The 16,407-nt window shown below is 54.0% G+C and carries 20 protein-coding genes and 1 other annotated feature; of the genes, 12 read left to right on the forward strand and 8 right to left on the reverse strand.

Translation table 11 applies throughout. From position 1 onward, the window contains the following. Positions 1-183: 183 nt before the first annotated feature. Positions 184-438: a cell division activator CedA gene (gene cedA, locus FOY93_RS09325; protein ID WP_072032690.1), complete on the forward strand. Its 255-nt coding sequence runs from the start codon at positions 184-186 to the stop codon at positions 436-438. Between the two features lie 49 nt (positions 439-487). Here the strand turns inward: cedA and FOY93_RS09330 are convergent, their stop codons facing one another. The 3 genes from FOY93_RS09330 to hxpB all read right to left on the reverse strand — a co-directional run bounded on the left by FOY93_RS09330 (position 488) and on the right by hxpB (position 3,370). Then, positions 488-1,879, reverse strand: a complete 1,392-nt coding sequence (locus FOY93_RS09330) for an L-cystine transporter (RefSeq protein ID WP_111965608.1) — start codon at positions 1,877-1,879, stop codon at positions 488-490. Positions 1,880-2,006: 127 nt separating this feature from the next. Next, on the reverse strand, positions 2,007-2,597 hold the full coding sequence (locus FOY93_RS09335) for a metal-dependent hydrolase (protein ID WP_014883483.1): 591 nt from the start codon (positions 2,595-2,597) through the stop codon (positions 2,007-2,009). A 101-nt stretch (positions 2,598-2,698) separates the two neighbouring features. Continuing rightward, complete coding sequence (gene hxpB / locus FOY93_RS09340) at positions 2,699-3,370, reverse strand: hexitol phosphatase HxpB (protein WP_127730474.1); 672 nt, start codon at positions 3,368-3,370, stop codon at positions 2,699-2,701. A 148-nt stretch (positions 3,371-3,518) separates the two neighbouring features. Between hxpB and FOY93_RS09345 the strand changes: the two genes are divergently transcribed. Next, a complete protein-coding gene (locus FOY93_RS09345; RefSeq protein WP_023311291.1) occupies positions 3,519-4,055 on the forward strand; it encodes a YniB family protein in 537 nt (178 codons plus the stop codon). Positions 4,056-4,091: 36 nt separating this feature from the next. Here the strand turns inward: FOY93_RS09345 and FOY93_RS09350 are convergent, their stop codons facing one another. The 3 genes from FOY93_RS09350 to pfkB all read right to left on the reverse strand — a co-directional run bounded on the left by FOY93_RS09350 (position 4,092) and on the right by pfkB (position 6,387). After that, positions 4,092-4,952 (reverse strand): fructosamine kinase family protein, encoded by an 861-nt coding sequence (locus tag FOY93_RS09350; RefSeq protein WP_024909435.1) that lies wholly within the window; start codon positions 4,950-4,952, stop codon positions 4,092-4,094. A 105-nt stretch (positions 4,953-5,057) separates the two neighbouring features. Then, positions 5,058-5,348: a type V toxin-antitoxin system endoribonuclease antitoxin GhoS gene (gene ghoS, locus FOY93_RS09355; protein ID WP_136194712.1), complete on the reverse strand. Its 291-nt coding sequence runs from the start codon at positions 5,346-5,348 to the stop codon at positions 5,058-5,060. Between the two features lie 106 nt (positions 5,349-5,454). Then, on the reverse strand, positions 5,455-6,387 hold the full coding sequence (gene pfkB / locus FOY93_RS09360) for a 6-phosphofructokinase II (RefSeq protein ID WP_136195009.1): 933 nt from the start codon (positions 6,385-6,387) through the stop codon (positions 5,455-5,457). 295 nt (positions 6,388-6,682) lie between these two features. Here pfkB and FOY93_RS09365 point away from each other — a divergent pair, with 295 nt between their 5' ends. After that, positions 6,683-7,441: a DUF481 domain-containing protein gene (locus tag FOY93_RS09365; protein ID WP_111965612.1), complete on the forward strand. Its 759-nt coding sequence runs from the start codon at positions 6,683-6,685 to the stop codon at positions 7,439-7,441. Between the two features lie 80 nt (positions 7,442-7,521). Here the strand turns inward: FOY93_RS09365 and yniD are convergent, their stop codons facing one another. Beyond that, positions 7,522-7,629 carry a small membrane protein YniD gene (gene yniD, locus FOY93_RS09370; protein ID WP_143344996.1) on the reverse strand — a complete coding sequence of 36 codons (108 nt, stop codon included), beginning with the start codon at positions 7,627-7,629 and terminating at the stop codon, positions 7,522-7,524. Between the two features lie 98 nt (positions 7,630-7,727). Then, positions 7,728-7,928 carry a stress response membrane protein YncL gene (gene yncL, locus FOY93_RS23950; RefSeq protein ID WP_332107296.1) on the reverse strand — a complete coding sequence of 67 codons (201 nt, stop codon included), beginning with the start codon at positions 7,926-7,928 and terminating at the stop codon, positions 7,728-7,730. 214 nt (positions 7,929-8,142) lie between these two features. Between yncL and thrS the strand changes: the two genes are divergently transcribed. The 9 genes from thrS (at position 8,143) to btuC (ending at position 16,398) form a co-directional block, all read left to right on the forward strand. Continuing rightward, entirely contained in the window at positions 8,143-10,071 is a 1,929-nt protein-coding gene (gene thrS, locus FOY93_RS09380) for a threonine--tRNA ligase (RefSeq protein ID WP_008500657.1), read from the forward strand. Between the two features lie 3 nt (positions 10,072-10,074). Next, positions 10,075-10,617 (forward strand): translation initiation factor IF-3, encoded by a 543-nt coding sequence (infC, locus tag FOY93_RS09385; RefSeq protein WP_014069901.1) that lies wholly within the window; start codon positions 10,075-10,077, stop codon positions 10,615-10,617. Positions 10,618-10,714: 97 nt separating this feature from the next. Next, positions 10,715-10,912 (forward strand): 50S ribosomal protein L35, encoded by a 198-nt coding sequence (gene rpmI / locus FOY93_RS09390; protein ID WP_003030583.1) that lies wholly within the window; start codon positions 10,715-10,717, stop codon positions 10,910-10,912. A gap of 50 nt (positions 10,913-10,962) precedes the next feature. Continuing rightward, positions 10,963-11,319, forward strand: a complete 357-nt coding sequence (gene rplT, locus FOY93_RS09395; RefSeq protein WP_000124850.1) for a 50S ribosomal protein L20 — start codon at positions 10,963-10,965, stop codon at positions 11,317-11,319. 117 nt (positions 11,320-11,436) lie between these two features. Further along, positions 11,437-11,561 (forward strand) — a sequence feature (Phe leader region). Beyond that, on the forward strand, positions 11,442-11,486 hold the full coding sequence (gene pheM / locus FOY93_RS23520) for a pheST operon leader peptide PheM (RefSeq protein WP_001386830.1): 45 nt from the start codon (positions 11,442-11,444) through the stop codon (positions 11,484-11,486). (Overlaps the previous feature by 45 nt.) A 62-nt stretch (positions 11,562-11,623) precedes the next feature. Beyond that, positions 11,624-12,607, forward strand: a complete 984-nt coding sequence (gene pheS, locus FOY93_RS09405; RefSeq protein ID WP_143344997.1) for a phenylalanine--tRNA ligase subunit alpha — start codon at positions 11,624-11,626, stop codon at positions 12,605-12,607. A gap of 15 nt (positions 12,608-12,622) precedes the next feature. Next, a complete protein-coding gene (pheT, locus tag FOY93_RS09410) occupies positions 12,623-15,010 on the forward strand; it encodes a phenylalanine--tRNA ligase subunit beta (RefSeq protein WP_143344998.1) in 2,388 nt (795 codons plus the stop codon). Between the two features lie 4 nt (positions 15,011-15,014). Then, positions 15,015-15,314, forward strand: a complete 300-nt coding sequence (gene ihfA / locus FOY93_RS09415) for an integration host factor subunit alpha (RefSeq protein ID WP_003857805.1) — start codon at positions 15,015-15,017, stop codon at positions 15,312-15,314. Positions 15,315-15,417: 103 nt separating this feature from the next. Beyond that, on the forward strand, positions 15,418-16,398 hold the full coding sequence (gene btuC, locus FOY93_RS09420) for a vitamin B12 ABC transporter permease BtuC (RefSeq protein WP_143344999.1): 981 nt from the start codon (positions 15,418-15,420) through the stop codon (positions 16,396-16,398). Positions 16,399-16,407: the final 9 nt, after the last annotated feature.

Below are 16,407 nucleotides of genomic sequence, written 5' to 3' on the forward strand. Positions count from 1 at the left end.
GCTTCTCCTTTATCCATTGCTAAAAACCCTATTAAGGATAGAACAATGTCGCGAGATGGCTCGCGAACTAAGAGTTTTCATATGACGTGATTAACGAAAGGAGCCCTCTCACCCACTCGGGGCGCGACGGAAGGCAGCAGGATCGGCTATCATAGAGTTTTCCTGCTTCAAGAATTTGCTTTAGTGAACCAGTCGCTTATGAAACCTCTTCGTCAACAAAACCGCCAGGTAATTAGCTATGTGCCCCGCGTTGAGCCCGCGCCGCCTGACCATGCCCTGAAAGTGGAGGGTTTTCGCGATGTCTGGCTGCTGCGGGGGAAATACGTGGCCTTTGTGCTGATCGGCGAACATTTCCGTCGCTCACCCACCTTTACGGTGCCGGAGTCAGCGCAGCGATGGGCGATGCAGATCCGCCAGGATGAAGAGGTTGAGGAATAACAGCCATAAAAAAACCGCCATCAGGCGGTTTTTTTATTTCAGACGGTGATTAACGGTGCGCCAGCTCGGCGTCGTCTTCACTTTCCAGAATCGTTTTGTCGGTCTGCTTCAGCCACTGGCTGGTCAGCGTGCCGGCGGTCATGGAGCCGCTCACGTTCAGCGCGGTACGACCCATGTCGATCAGCGGTTCAACGGAGATCAGCAGGGCGACCAGCGTCACGGGCAGACCCAGCGCAGGCAGCACAATCAGCGCGGCGAAGGTTGCGCCACCGCCAACACCCGCAACGCCTGCGGAGCTTACGGTAACAATCCCGACCAGCGTGGCGATCCAGACCGGATCAAGTGGGTTGATGCCGACTGTAGGAGCAACCATCACCGCCAGCATCGCCGGGTACAGACCCGCACAGCCGTTCTGACCAATGGTAGCACCAAAGGAGGCAGAGAAGCTGGCGATGGATTCAGGCACGCCCAGACGACGGGTCTGCGCTTCCACGTTCAGCGGGATAGACGCGGCGCTGGAGCGGCTGGTGAAGGCAAAGGTCAGTACCGGCCAGACTTTACGGAAGTACTTCAGCGGGCTGACGCCGTTCACGCCCAGCAAGATGCCGTGCACCACGAACATAATGCCCAGGCCCAGATAAGAGGCGACAACGAAGCTGCCCAGCTTGATGATGTCCTGCAGGTTAGAGCCGGCAACCACTTTGGTCATCAGCGCCAGCACGCCGTACGGGGTCAGCTGCATCACCAGACGTACCAGCTTCATCACCCAGCTTTGCAGGGTATCAATCGCGGTCAGCACGCGTTCGCCTTTAGGCGCGTCGTCTTTCAGCAGCTTCAACGCCGCTACGCCCAGGAACGCGGCGAAAATAACCACGCTGATGATCGAGGTTGGGCTCGCACCGGTCAGGTCAGCAAACGGGTTCTTCGGAATGAAGGAGAGCACCATCTGCGGCACGGTCAGATCAGCCACTTTACCAACGTAGTTGGTTTGAATCGCGGTCAGACGCGCCGTTTCAGCGGTACCCTGAACCAGGCCTTCTGCGGTCAGGCCAAACAGGTTGGTGACCAGCACACCCACCAGCGCGGCAATCAGCGTGGTGAACAGCAGCGTACCTATGGTCAGGAAGCTGATTTTTCCCAGCTGAGTCGCGTTATGCAGGCGGGCAACGGCGCTCAGAATAGAGGCGAACACCAGCGGCATAACGATCATCTGCAGCAGCTGGACATAGCCGTTACCGACGATGTTGAACCACTGAATGGAATCTTTAAGAACTGGATTATCGGAGCCATAAATTGCCTGTAATGCCAGACCAAATACGACACCCATGGCCAGACCAACCAGCACCTTTTTCGCCAGGCTCCACTGTTTGTGGCGCGCCTGCGCGAGAAGCAATAGCAATACAGCGAACACAACGACGTTCGCGATGAGTGGAAAATTCATCCCCGTTCTCCTGATTTATTATCGGGTCGGTTTTTACCGATCCTGTTGGCGGAAGGTTAGCAGAAGTGTGATGTAGCGCTTATATCCAAATGGAATGGGTTATGACAAATGGGATAAATTTGTTGGTTTACTGTTCAATCTGGTGATGAATAAAGCGATTAAACTGAAATTGCAGCGAATTAATCATCTGGGAAGACCAGCGGACTGCACTGTTTTCGGGCAACGTTTGCGGCATCCAGACGGCGTAAGCAAACAGCGCCATGCACAATACCCGCTCAAGCTGGTTACCTTTTTGCGGCGCAAGGATGGGAAAACGGAAACGCCAGCGGCAGGGCCAAAGTAGCGGCACGCCCGCAGGCGTCAGCATATCGGCAAGGATATGGCTTAAATAGCCCAGCACCATCCCCTGGATAGCGTCAGCGGGGACGATCCAGCTTTCGGGCACTTTTAAATAGAACAGCGTCAGCAGGCCAAACACGGCCAGCAGGCTGTGCGTAAACCCCCGGTGGCCGAACGCGCGGGCGATGGGTTTAGACACCCACTTCAGGCGCTGTCCCAGGAAGGACTTGGGGTGGTCGATGTCGGGCAGCAGACAGGTCAATACGGCGGAAGGAACAATATGCCACCAGTCCCCCTGTGCCAGCACGGGGGTAAGTTCAGCGTTTTTGGCAAATACTGCGCACGCGATTGAAAAAAGCAGGTGGCCTTCCGCCGTCATGATAAAACCCACAAAACTGTCAATTCATACAGTATAGGGTTTTTATACAGTAGGCGGAAGAGGTGACGGTGTAACTGTTTGTCACAAACCGGAGGAGGGCGTTAACCGCCCTGCAGATGATGCGCCGTGAGTTCTGCCAGTGAATTTAGCTTCACATCGGCGAGGGCAAACCGGGGATCGTGGCGTCCTTCTTCCGCAGGCACCACAATGGAGCGCATCCGCGCGGCTTTAGAGGCGACCATGCCGTTAACGGAGTCTTCCAGCGCAACGCAGTTGAGGGGATCCAGGCCGAGCTTAGCGGCGCAGTCCAGATAGACCTGCGGGTGCGGCTTGCTGTAAGGCAATTTTTCAGCGGACGCCAGCGCGTCGAAACTGTCGCGCAGTTCAAACATGACGAGCACTTTTTCCAGCATATGCAGCGGTGAAGCCGAGGCCAGTCCGACCTTCAGCCCTTGGGCTTTACACAGCGCGACGGCCTCACGTACGCCGGGCAGCAGCGGCTTGTTCTCTTCCACCAGCGAAATGGCACGGCTGATAATGCGTGCGGTCACCTCGTCTCGCCCCGGTCCAGTCCACGGCTGTTGGGCAAACCACAGGTCAACCACCATGTCGATGCGCAGGCCCAGCGTATCGGGTAGTTCATTACGGCGGCTGATATCCACGCCCAGGCTGGCCATAACGTCCAGTTCGGCGCGATCCCACAGCGGTTCGGAATCGATCAGTAATCCATCCATGTCAAAAATTGCGGCAAGTATTTGGCGCGGTGTCGACATCACAACGTCTCCTTATCCAGGGTGTACGACAGACGATAAGTGCTAAGCACAATCTGCAATTTAGCATATTGCTTTTAAAGAGCGGGCGAAATTGATGACCAGCAGGTAGACTTAGGCACAAATAACGCGTCTTTATGAAGAGGAACTGATGACGTATCAACAAGCTGGACGCATTGCGGTCTTAAAACGTATTGCAGGCTGGGTGATTTTTATTCCTGCCGTCATTTCTACGCTGATTTCTGTACTCAAATTTATGTACGACCACAGCGAAAAACAGCCGGGTATCAATGCGGTAATGCTTGATTTTGCGCATGTTATGATTGAGATGATGCGTTTCAATACGCCATTTTTGAATGTCTTCTGGTTTAACTCACCCACCCCGGATTTTCATCAACAGCTGAATATCGGCTTTTGGGTGATATACGCCCTGATCTTTGTCGCGCTGGCACTGCAGGCCTCTGGGGCGCGAATGAGCCGTCAGACGCGCTTTTTACGCGAAGGCGTTGAGGATCAGTTGATTCTGGAGCAGGCCAAAGGCCCGGAAGGCATGAGTCGGGAGCAGATTGAATCCCGCATTGTTGTGCCGCGTCACACCATTTTCCTGCAAATTTTCCCGCTCTATATTCTTCCCGTGATTATCATTGTGGCGGGATATTTCTTCTTCTCACTGCTCGGTTTTCTGTAAGCGACACGGGTGGCTGCATAGCCACCCGTTCGCGTCTCAGGCGGCAAGCATACGCTCAAGTGCCCGCTGGGCGTTAACCAGGTGTTCTCCACCAAAAAGTATGGCCCGGTTCATCAGCGTATAAAGCTGATACACCGGCTGGCGGTCGAGGAAACCGGGCGGCAGGGGAGAAACCGACTGGTATCCGTCATATATTTGCGGCGGCTGCTCCGGATGAAGCGGCAGCATGGCAAGATCGCACTCTCTGTCACCCCAGTAGCAGGCCGGGTCGAAGATGTAGGGGCCGTTTGGACCCAGCGCGCAGTTATCGGACCATAAGTCGCCGTGAAGCAGAGACGCCTGAGGCTGGTGGGAGGCCAGACGCTGCTGAACATGCTCGACGATGGCATCAATATTGCCAAATTCCAGCCCTTTTTCGGCGGCAAGTTCAAGCTGCCAGCCAATGCGCTGCTCGGCAAAAAAAGTCGACCAGCGACGCTGCCAGGCATTGGGTTGTGGCGTGGTGGAGAGGTCGTTGTCAAAATCGAGCCCAAACTGCGGCTGGTCGCTCCACTGATGGAGGCGCGCTAGCTGCTGGCCAAGAATGAATGCATTATGCGCGTCCAGCGGACGGGCGGGGAGGTACTCCATCACCAGGAAACTGTAATCGCGGTCGCTACCTACGGCCAGAACCTGTGGGACCGTCACCGTTTTACTGCGCGACAACAGCTCCAGCTGATCGGCTTCGGCGGTAAATATCGGAAGCAGCTCTCGTTCATCGCATTTAACGAAAAGATCGCGCCCTGCGTAGCGTAAATGCCACGCGGCGTGGATCTCACCGCCTGGCAGTTCGTTACGCAGTTCAATTTCACCTTCACCCAGCTGCTCACGTAAAAGATGACTGATAGCCTGCCACATGTTCACTCTCCCATGTTGTCTGCCAGATCATAAAGTTAGCGCATAATTGCGGTAAAAAAATACGAACTAACGCACACCTGAGCGGTTTAAATTCATGCAGCGCACTTATTGTTCTTTTTTTCGCCAGCTTTCCCAGGTTTCCACGTTAATTTCGCCAGGCTTGTCGGTCACGCTCTCCACCAGACTGGCGGCCAGCGCTTGAACCTCTTCCTGGCTCAGGGCGCCGATCAGACCAAATGTCAGGGTGCCTAAATCATGAATATTGCCTTCGTCATCCGTCAGCGTGAGGAGAAAATTAGCCCGGGTAAACGCATTGTTGAGCTCATTCAGCTCGGTCAGCGATGCCTCATGAAGGTTGATGGTCACGACGTAGCGTGTGATGTCACCACTGCTCATAATTCACCTCATTGTTATCATGGAAGTTTTCTTAGCATAGTCGATAGTTTGCGTTTGGCGACTCGGTGATGACATTCCCCTCCGTAAAGACGAAGGGGAACAGGCGTTAATTTCGGGACAGGTAATCGACGATTTTTTGCGTATCGGCAAGTGAACAGAGACGCGTGCCCTGGTTGATGGTGGCGGCGCTACCCGCCGCCACGCCGTAGCGTGTCATTTCGAGCAGAGACGCGCCCTGCGCCAGTTTGAGCGTCATCGCGCCCACCATGCTGTCACCCGCGCCAACCGTGCTCTGACTCTTCATCGGCGGCGGAACAACCTGAACGGATGACGATTCATCAACTGCAAGCGCCCCCTGAGGGCCAAGGGAGACGACTACGCGCCGCGCTTTGCCGCTGCGCACCAGCTCCTGCGCGGCGGTGCGAACATCGTCAGGCTGCGTCAGTTCGCGGTTGACCAGCGCGCTTAACTCTTTCTGGTTGGGTTTGACCAACTCCAGATTGCCCGGCACCAGTGCCGCCTGCAGGGCCTCGCCGCTGCTGTCAACGATGCAGCGGATACCGCGTTGCTGTGCAGACTGAATCAGCGCCGTCAATTTTTCCGTGCTGACGCCAGGCGGCAGGCTGCCGCTTACCACCAGCAGCGCGCCGCTTTCTATCGTCAGCACTTTTTCTTCAAGCTGACGGAACTCGTCATCGGTAAGTTTCGCGCCCGGCATGACAAACCGGTACTGTTCGCCGCTGGATCCCACGTGGACATGCAGGTTTTGCCGCGTCCAGTCTTTCGCCTCGACGGTGTCTACGGCCACCTGTTCATCGGCCAGCAGAGAGACCAGGTGTTCACCGGTAGCACCACCTGCGGGAAAAATGGCCGTGGCTTTGCCGCCGAGATGGGTAATGGCGCGTGCCACGTTGATCCCGCCGCCGCCAGGCTCAAAGACCGGGGCGCTACAGCGCAATTTACCTTCCGGGTAAATCTGCGGCGTCAGGGTGGCGGAATCAAGGGAAGGGGAGAGCGTCAGGGTGTAGATAGAAACCATCATTACCTCCTTTTAGCATGGGTTCCTTTTAGTCTGGCACCATTTGTCAGGAAGGCAATGTAAATAACAGTATGATTTTAAATATGAATACTGAATAAAAGTCAGGCCGGAGATATATAAAATAAAACGCTTTTTGAGATCGTTCTTATTCAAAAAATGAAATAAGAAAACATTGCTATGTTATTTGCGGCTTTTTATAATTTGTTACCTTTCTCTGGACGCCTTGTCATTGATCCTCAAGAAAGATTCCGGGACCGTGTGGTCTCTTTTTTTGTTGTACGGACTCCTTAATAAAATGAAGCTTTTAAAGACAGTGCCCGCTGCACTGATGCTGGCGGGTGGCGTGTTTGCGGCTATGAACGCGACCGCCGATGATTCCGTTTTTACTGTCATGGACGATCCATCCACCGCGAAAAAACCGTTTGAAGGTAACCTGAATGCTGGGTACCTGGCACAATCCGGTAACACGAAAAGCTCTTCTCTGACGGCGGACAGTACGCTCACATGGTACGGTAATACTACCGCCTGGTCTCTGTGGGGTAATGCCAGCAACACTTCCGCTAACGACGAACGCTCTTCCGAGAAATATGCGGTAGGCGGACGTAGCCGTTACAACATGACCGACTATGACTATCTGTTTGGTCAGGGGAGCTGGTTAACTGACCGTTACAACGGTTATCGCCAGCGCGATGTCTTCACCGCCGGTTATGGTCGTCAGTTCCTGAACGGACCGGTACACAGCTTCCGTTTTGAATTCGGTCCGGGTGTGCGGTATGACGAATACACCAATGGCGATACCAAAACTCAACCGCTCGGTTACGCTTCCGGTACCTATGCCTGGCAGATGACTGACAACACCAAATTTACCCAGGGTGTTTCTGTATTTGGTGCCGACGATACGACGTTGAACTCTGAGACGGCGCTTAACGTGGCTATCAACGAACACTTTGGTCTGAAACTCGCCTACAACGTGACCTGGAACTCTTCACCACCAGAATCTGCGCCGGATCATACCGACCGCAGAACCACGGTTTCACTGGGTTATAGAATGTAATAAAAGCGGGCCGATGATGATGTCGGCCCGCTTATTGTCTGTGACTTTTTGATGTCCCTTCTGATGACCTGCATTCGCCCCTAGCCCCAAATCATTGCCGCCCAACGGAGTAGCAGCATTACGCCGCAGATGGCAATCAGCACCAGCACCATTTTCCAGTGTTTTACGGCAAATCGTTTTGTTGGCATAACCTAATCCTTGTTCGTTAATATCCACAGTCTACCAAACAGGGCCGAAATATGCCCCTTTTCAGGATCGATTGGGTTATGCCAGCGTAGGGTTTGGCTCAGAACCAGTGGAATCGTTCGGCGAGAATCAACAATAAACCTGTGGCGGAAAGGATGTTCAATATCACAACCGTTCTACTGGATACGTTCATGGTATGCACCTTTGGGTTTAAGGACCTGTTCAAGAGTAGCCCAGCATCTTCGAAATGCGAGCACAGGGGAGAAGCAACCTGCAAATTCGTGCGAAAGTGCCAGCCCATCAATCTGGCCGCAGAGGGTGCAATCTCCTTTCCGTTAGTGTTAACATTACGTCGCTTGCCGTAAATCCGAATTAATCTGAATTCGGCAGGTGAATGATGACGAACCAATTTGACGATTGTTGGTCAGATGGTGTCGTAATCTATTGTCAAATCACGATTATTTTCTTTGTATATGCTCTTATGTGTGGGGCATCACTGCAAATAAGGATATAAAATGCCTGTAATTACTCTTCCTGATGGCAGCCAACGCCATTTCGACCGTGCTGTTAGCCCAATGGATGTTGCCCTGGACATTGGTCCTGGTCTCGCGAAAGCGACTATTGCTGGCCGTGTTAACGGTGAGCTGGTGGATGCCTCCGATCTGATTGAAAACGATGCGACGCTTGCCATCATCACCGCGAAAGACGAAGAAGGTCTGGAGATCATTCGTCACTCCTGCGCGCACCTGTTAGGTCATGCCATCAAACAGCTGTGGCCAAACACCAAAATGGCGATCGGTCCGGTTATCGACAATGGTTTCTACTACGACGTTGACCTTGACCATACTCTGACTCAGGAAGATATCGACGCGCTCGAAAAACGTATGCACGAGCTCGCCGAAACGAACTATGACGTCATCAAGAAGAAAGTCAGCTGGCACGAGGCGCGTGAAACCTTCGTGAAGCGCGGCGAGAGCTATAAAGTCTCTATTCTTGACGAAAATATTTCCCATGATGACAAGCCTGGCTTGTACCATCACGAAGAATACGTCGACATGTGCCGTGGACCGCACGTGCCGAACATGCGCTTCTGTCATCACTTTAAGCTGATGAAGATCGCCGGCGCCTACTGGCGCGGTGACAGCAACAACAAGATGTTGCAGCGTATCTATGGTACCGCGTGGGCCGATAAAAAAGCCCTGAACGCGTACCTGCTGCGCCTGGAAGAGGCGGCGAAGCGTGACCATCGTAAAATCGGCAAGCAGCTTGACCTGTACCACATGCAGGAAGAAGCGCCGGGTATGGTGTTCTGGCATAACGACGGCTGGACCATCTTCCGTGAGCTCGAAACGTTCGTACGCTCCAAGCTGAAAGAGTACCAGTATCAGGAAGTAAAAGGCCCGTTCATGATGGACCGTGTGCTGTGGGAAAAAACCGGCCACTGGGACAACTACAAAGATGCGATGTTCACCACCTCGTCTGAGAACCGTGAATACTGCATCAAGCCAATGAACTGCCCGGGTCACGTTCAGATCTTTAACCAGGGTCTGAAATCCTACCGCGACCTGCCGCTGCGTATGGCGGAGTTCGGTAGCTGCCACCGTAACGAACCATCAGGTGCGCTGCACGGTCTGATGCGTGTTCGTGGCTTTACTCAGGATGATGCGCATATCTTCTGTACTGAAGATCAGGTTCGTGACGAAGTTAACGCCTGTATTCGTATGGTCTACGATATGTACAGCACCTTTGGCTTCGAGAAGATCGTGGTCAAACTCTCAACGCGTCCGGAAAAACGTATCGGCAGCGATGAGACCTGGGATCGCGCAGAAGCGGATCTCGCCGTGGCGCTGGAAGAGAACGGCATTCCGTTCGAATACCAGCTGGGTGAGGGCGCATTCTACGGTCCGAAAATTGAATTTACCCTGTATGACTGCCTCGATCGCGCATGGCAGTGCGGTACTGTACAGCTGGACTTCTCCCTGCCGCAGCGTTTAAGCGCCTCTTATGTTGGCGAAGACAACGAACGTCAGGTACCGGTAATGATTCACCGTGCTATTCTCGGTTCTCTGGAGCGCTTCATCGGCATCCTGACCGAAGAGTTCGCTGGCTTCTTCCCAACCTGGCTTGCGCCAGTGCAGGTCGTGGTGATGAACATTACCGATTCTCAGGCGGATTACGTTAAAGAATTGACGCAGAAACTACAAAATGCGGGCATTCGCGTAAAAGCAGACTTGAGAAATGAGAAGATTGGCTTTAAAATCCGCGAGCACACTTTACGTCGTGTCCCGTATATGTTGGTCTGTGGTGATAAAGAGGTGGAAGCAGGCAAAGTTGCCGTTCGCACCCGCCGTGGTAAAGACCTGGGCAGCCTGGACGTAAGTGAAGTGATTGAGAAGCTGCAACAAGAGATTCGCAGCCGCAGTCTTCAACAACTGGAGGAATAAGGTATTAAAGGCGGAAAACGAGTTCAAACGGCACGTCCGAATCGTATCAATGGCGAGATTCGCGCCCAGGAAGTTCGCTTAACAGATCTTGAAGGTGAACCACTGGGGATTGTGAGTCTGAGAGAAGCGATCGAAAAAGCTGAAGAAGCTGGAGTAGATTTAGTTGAAATCAGCCCTAACGCCGAACCGCCAGTTTGTCGTATCATGGACTACGGCAAGTTCCTTTATGAAAAGAGTAAGTCTTCTAAGGAACAGAAGAAAAAGCAAAAAGTTATCCAGGTTAAGGAAATCAAATTCCGTCCTGGTACCGACGATGGCGATTATCAGGTAAAACTCCGCAGCCTGATTCGCTTTCTGGAAGATGGCGATAAGGCCAAGATCACACTGCGTTTCCGCGGTCGTGAGATGGCCCACCAACAGATTGGTATGGAAGTGCTTAACCGCGTCCGTGACGATCTGAGTGAACTGGCAGTAGTCGAATCCTTCCCTACGAAGATCGAAGGCCGCCAGATGATCATGGTGCTCGCTCCTAAGAAGAAACAGTAAGGCCTTCAAGCAGCAAAATCTGTGGAGCCTTCGGGTTTCATAGGTTTTGTTCGCCTATGTTTCGTTTATTTAACAATGCGAAGTGGAAGTTATTAAGATGCCAAAAATTAAGACCGTACGCGGTGCTGCTAAGCGCTTCAAAAAAACCGGTGGTGGTGGATTTAAGCGTAAGCACGCAAACCTGCGTCATATTCTGACCAAAAAATCTACTAAGCGTAAACGTCACCTGCGTCCAAAAGGCCTCGTTTCTAAAGGCGATCTGGGTCTGGTTATCGCGTGCCTGCCGTACGCATAAGCCGTTAACGTTTAATTTTTTACTAAGAATATAGATACAGGAGAGCACATATGGCTCGCGTAAAACGTGGTGTAATTGCACGTGCACGTCACAAGAAAATTTTGAAACAAGCTAAAGGCTACTACGGTGCGCGTTCACGCGTTTACCGCGTTGCCTTCCAGGCTGTTATCAAAGCAGGTCAGTACGCTTACCGTGACCGTCGTCAGCGTAAGCGTCAGTTCCGTCAACTGTGGATTGCGCGTATCAACGCAGCAGCACGTCAGAACGGTATTTCTTACAGCAAATTCATCAACGGCCTGAAAAAAGCCTCTGTTGAAATCGACCGTAAGATCCTGGCTGACATCGCAGTATTCGACAAAGTAGCGTTCACCGCTCTAGTCGAAAAAGCGAAAGCAGCACTGGCATAAGCCAGTTGAGAGAGGGGGCCTGGCTCCCTCTTTTCATATAACCCTGTAAGAAGATTGACATTTACCCGTGCAGGCTTTTCAATAAGGTCTTAACGGTTTTTACCAGACAAGGTAACGCAAGCATGAATGCTGCTATTTTCCGCTTCTTCTTTTACTTTAGCACCTGATTTCAGGAGGCTAGCGCGTGAAAGATGAAACGAAAAACAGCGCCAGATAAGCCTCCCGATGGAGGCTTTTTTTGTGCCTGAATTTGAGAGAATAACTCCACCAAATCGGTGTCTGCACCGACATAATGAGGAAAATCATGTCACATCTCGCAGAGCTGGTTGCCAGTGCAACAGCCGCCATTAATCAGGCCCCAGATGTTGCCGCGTTAGACAATGTCCGCGTCGAATATCTTGGGAAGAAAGGGCACCTGACCCTTCAGATGACAACCCTGCGTGAGCTGCCGCCAGAAGAACGTCCGGCAGCGGGAGCGGTGATTAACGAAGCCAAGGAGCAGGTACAGCAGGCGCTTAACGCGCGTAAAGCCGAGCTGGAAAGCGCTGTGCTGAATGCGCGTCTGGCTGCCGAGACGATCGACGTCTCTCTGCCGGGTCGCCGCATCGAGAACGGCGGTCTGCACCCGGTTACCCGCACCATCGATCGCATTGAAAGTTTCTTCGGTGAGCTCGGCTTTACCGTGGCGACTGGCCCGGAAATCGAAGATGATTACCACAACTTCGACGCCCTGAACATTCCTGGCCATCATCCGGCACGCGCTGACCACGACACTTTCTGGTTCGACGCAACGCGTCTGCTGCGTACTCAGACCTCCGGCGTTCAGATCCGTACCATGAAGGAGCAGGAACCGCCGATCCGTATTATCGCGCCGGGCCGCGTCTATCGTAACGACTACGATCAGACCCACACCCCAATGTTCCACCAGATGGAAGGCCTGATTGTTGATAAAAACATCAGCTTCACCAACCTGAAGGGCACGCTGCACGATTTCCTGAACAACTTTTTTGAGGAAGATCTGCAGGTTCGTTTCCGTCCGTCCTACTTCCCGTTCACCGAACCGTCTGCGGAAGTTGACGTGATGGGCAAAAACGGCAAGTGGCTGGAAGTGCTGGGCTGCGGCATGGTGCATCCAAACGTGCTGCGCAACGTAGGTATTGATCCGGAAGTCTACTCCGGCTTTGCCTTCGGTATGGGCATGGAGCGTCTGACCATGCTGCGCTACGGCGTGACCGACTTACGTGCATTCTTCGAAAACGATCTGCGTTTCCTCAAACAGTTTAAATAAGGGCAGGACAGAACAATGAAATTCAGTGAACTGTGGTTACGCGAGTGGGTGAACACCACGCTGGACAGCGACGCGCTTTCTAACCAGATCACCATGGCGGGCCTGGAAGTGGACGGCGTTGAGCCGGTTTCCGGCGCATTCAACGGCGTGGTCGTCGGTGAAGTGGTAGAGTGCGGCCAGCACCCTAACGCTGACAAACTGCGCGTGACAAAAGTGAACGTGGGCGGTGACCGTCTGCTGGATATCGTCTGCGGTGCGCCAAACTGCCGTCAGGGCCTGAAGGTGGCCGTGGCGACCGTCGGGGCGGTACTGCCGGGCGATTTCAAAATTAAAGCGGCTAAGCTGCGCGGCGAGCCGTCTGAAGGCATGCTGTGTTCCTTCTCCGAGCTGGGTATTTCCGACGATCACAACGGCATCATCGAGCTGCCGCTGGATGCGCCAGTCGGCACCGATATCCGTGAATACCTGAAGCTTGACGACAACACTATTGAAATCAGCGTCACGCCAAACCGTGCCGACTGCTTAGGTATTATCGGCGTGGCGCGCGACGTGGCCGTGCTGAACCAGACCGAACTGAACGCGCCGGAGATCGCGCCGGTTGAAGCGACCATTAGTGACGTGCTGCCTATTCAGGTTGACGCTGCGGATGCCTGCCCGCGCTACCTCGGTCGCGTGGTGAAAGGCATCAACGTGAAAGCGCCAACTCCGCTGTGGATGAAAGAGAAGCTGCGCCGCTGCGGTATTCGCTCTATCGACGCCGTGGTCGACGTGACCAACTACGTCCTGCTGGAGCTGGGCCAGCCAATGCACGCGTTTGATAAAGATCGTATCGACGGCGGCATCGTTGTGCGCATGGCGAAAGAGGGCGAAACCCTGGTTCTGCTGGACGGCAGCGAAGCGAAACTGAACGCCGACACTTTGGTGATTGCTGACCACAGCAAAGCGCTGGCAATGGGCGGTATTTTCGGAGGCGAGCATTCGGGCGTCAACGACGAGACGCAAAACGTGCTGCTGGAATGCGCGTTCTTCAGCCCGCTCTCCATCACCGGTCGCGCACGCCGTCACGGCCTGCATACCGATGCCTCTCACCGCTACGAGCGCGGCGTTGACCCGGCGCTGCAGTATAAAGCGATGGAACGTGCGACCCGCCTGCTGATCGACATCTGCGGCGGTGAAGCGGGCCCGGTTATCGACGTCACCAACGAAGCGACGCTGCCGAAGCGTGCGACCATCACCCTGCGCCGCAGCAAGCTGGATCGTCTTATTGGTCACCACGTTGCCGATGCGCAGGTGACCGATATCCTGAAGCGTCTGGGCTGTGAAGTAACCGAAGGCCAGGACGAATGGAAAGCCGTTGCGCCGTCATGGCGTTTCGACATGGAAATTGAAGAAGATCTGGTGGAAGAAGTGGCCCGTGTTTATGGCTACAACAACATCCCTGACGAGCCTGTGCAGGCAGGTCTGGTGATGGGCACCCACCGTGAAGCCGACCTGTCCCTGAAGCGTGTGAAAACCATGCTGAACGACAAAGGCTACCAGGAAGTGATCACCTACAGCTTTGTTGATCCAAAACTGCAGCAGCTGATCCATCCGGGCCAGGAAGCGCTGATCCTGCCAAGCCCAATCTCCAGCGAAATGTCCGCGATGCGTCTGTCCCTGTGGACGGGTCTGCTGGGTACTATCGTTTATAACCAGAATCGTCAGCAAAACCGCGTGCGCATTTTCGAAAGCGGTTTGCGCTTTGTACCGGATAATCAGGCAAATTTAGGCATCCGTCAGGATCTCATGCTGGCTGGCGCCATCAGCGGTAACCGCTATGAAGAGCACTGGGACCTGGCAAAAGGGACGGTTGATTTCTACGATATGAAGGGCGATCTGGAAGCGATTCTGGATCTGACCGGTAAATTATCTGAAATTGAATTCCGCGCAGAAGCCATCCCGGCCCTGCATCCGGGCCAGAGCGCTGCCATCTATTTAGACGGCAAACGCGTTGGTTTTATTGGGGTTGTTCACCCTGAGCTGGAGCGTAAACTGGACCTGAACGGCCGTACCATCGTGTTCGAGCTGGAATGGAACCCGGTGGCTGACCGCGTGATTCCTCAGGCTCAGGACGTCTCCCGCTTCCCGGCAAACCGCCGTGATATCGCGGTTGTGGTCGCGGAAAATGTGCCCGCAGCAGATATTTTGGCCGAATGTAAGAAAGTTGGCGTAAATCAGGTAGTTGGCGTAAACTTATTTGACGTGTACCGCGGCAAGGGCGTAGCAGAAGGTTTCAAGAGCCTCGCTATTAGCCTTATCCTTCAGGATACCAGCCGTACACTCGAAGAAGAGGAGATTGCCGCTACCGTCGCCAAATGTGTAGAGGCATTAAAAGAGCGATTCCAGGCATCATTGAGGGATTGAACCTATGGCGCTTACAAAAGCTGAAATGTCAGAATATCTGTTTGATAAGCTTGGGCTTAGCAAACGGGATGCCAAAGAGCTGGTAGAGCTGTTTTTCGAAGAGATCCGTCGTGCTCTGGAAAATGGTGAGCAGGTAAAACTCTCCGGTTTTGGCAATTTTGATTTGCGAGACAAAAACCAACGTCCGGGCCGCAACCCGAAGACGGGGGAAGATATTCCCATTACAGCCCGCCGCGTGGTGACCTTCAGACCCGGCCAGAAGTTAAAAAGCCGTGTCGAAAACGCAACGCCTAAAGCAGAGTAATATGAACTAACTAAAAAGGCCGCCCATGCGGCCTTTTTTCTTTGCGCTCTTCGGCAAACCCGCCGTAAAATCAATTACATCTCACGCTACTAAAACCGTACACATGCTTGATTATGCCCATCACCAGCACCGTTCCGATCGGCGTCACCTGCTTTTGCTGGTGCTGTTGCTCATTGCCTCCGTGGGCGTGAGCCTCTGCGCGGGCGACAGATGGATTGGGCCTGAAAGCTGGTGGGGGCCTGACGGGCAGCTCTTCGTCTGGCAAATTCGCCTGCCGCGGACCGTCGCGGTGGTTCTGGTCGGCGCCGCGCTGGCGCTATGCGGTACCATAATGCAGGCGTTGTTTGATAACCCTCTGGCGGAGCCGGGGCTGCTCGGCGTGTCGAATGGAGCGGGCGTAGGCCTGATAGCGGCGGTAATGCTGGGAGGAGGAGAACTCTCGGGATGGCGTATTAGCCTGAGCGCTATTCTCGGTGCACTGCTGATCACAGCGATCCTTCTTCGTTTCGCCAGACGGCACTTATCGACCAGCCGTCTGCTGCTTGCCGGCGTGGCGCTGGGGATCATCTGTAGCGCGTTGATGACCTGGGCGGTCTACTTCTCAACATCCTTTGACCTGCGACAGCTCATGTACTGGATGATGGGCGGTTTTGGCGGCGTTGACTGGCACCAGGGCTGGCTGATGGCGCTGCTGGTACCGGTCATCGTGTGGGCTGCCCTGCAGGCGCAGCCGCTGAATATGCTCGCGCTGGGTGAAACCTCTGCCCGCCAGCTCGGTATGCCGATTGGATTCTGGCGCAATGTGCTGGTAATAGCCATTGGCTGGCTGGTCGGCGTCAGCGTGGCTCTGGCGGGCGCGATCGGTTTTATCGGGCTGGTGATCCCGCACATTCTGCGTCTGTGTGGCCTCACGGACCACAGAACCCTGCTTCCGGCCTCGGCGGTTGCCGGGGCCGTCACGCTGCTGGTGGCCGACGTCATCGCCCGGCTTGCCCTGACGGCCGCAGAGCTGCCCATTGGCGTGGTGACCGCCACGCTGGGCGCGCCGGTATTTATCTGGCTACTATTAAAAGCTGGACGTTAAATCGACAAC

Origin of the sequence: Enterobacter sp. 18A13 (assembly GCF_007035975.1) — a bacterium.
Taxonomy (GTDB): Bacteria; Pseudomonadota; Gammaproteobacteria; order Enterobacterales; family Enterobacteriaceae; genus Enterobacter; species Enterobacter vonholyi.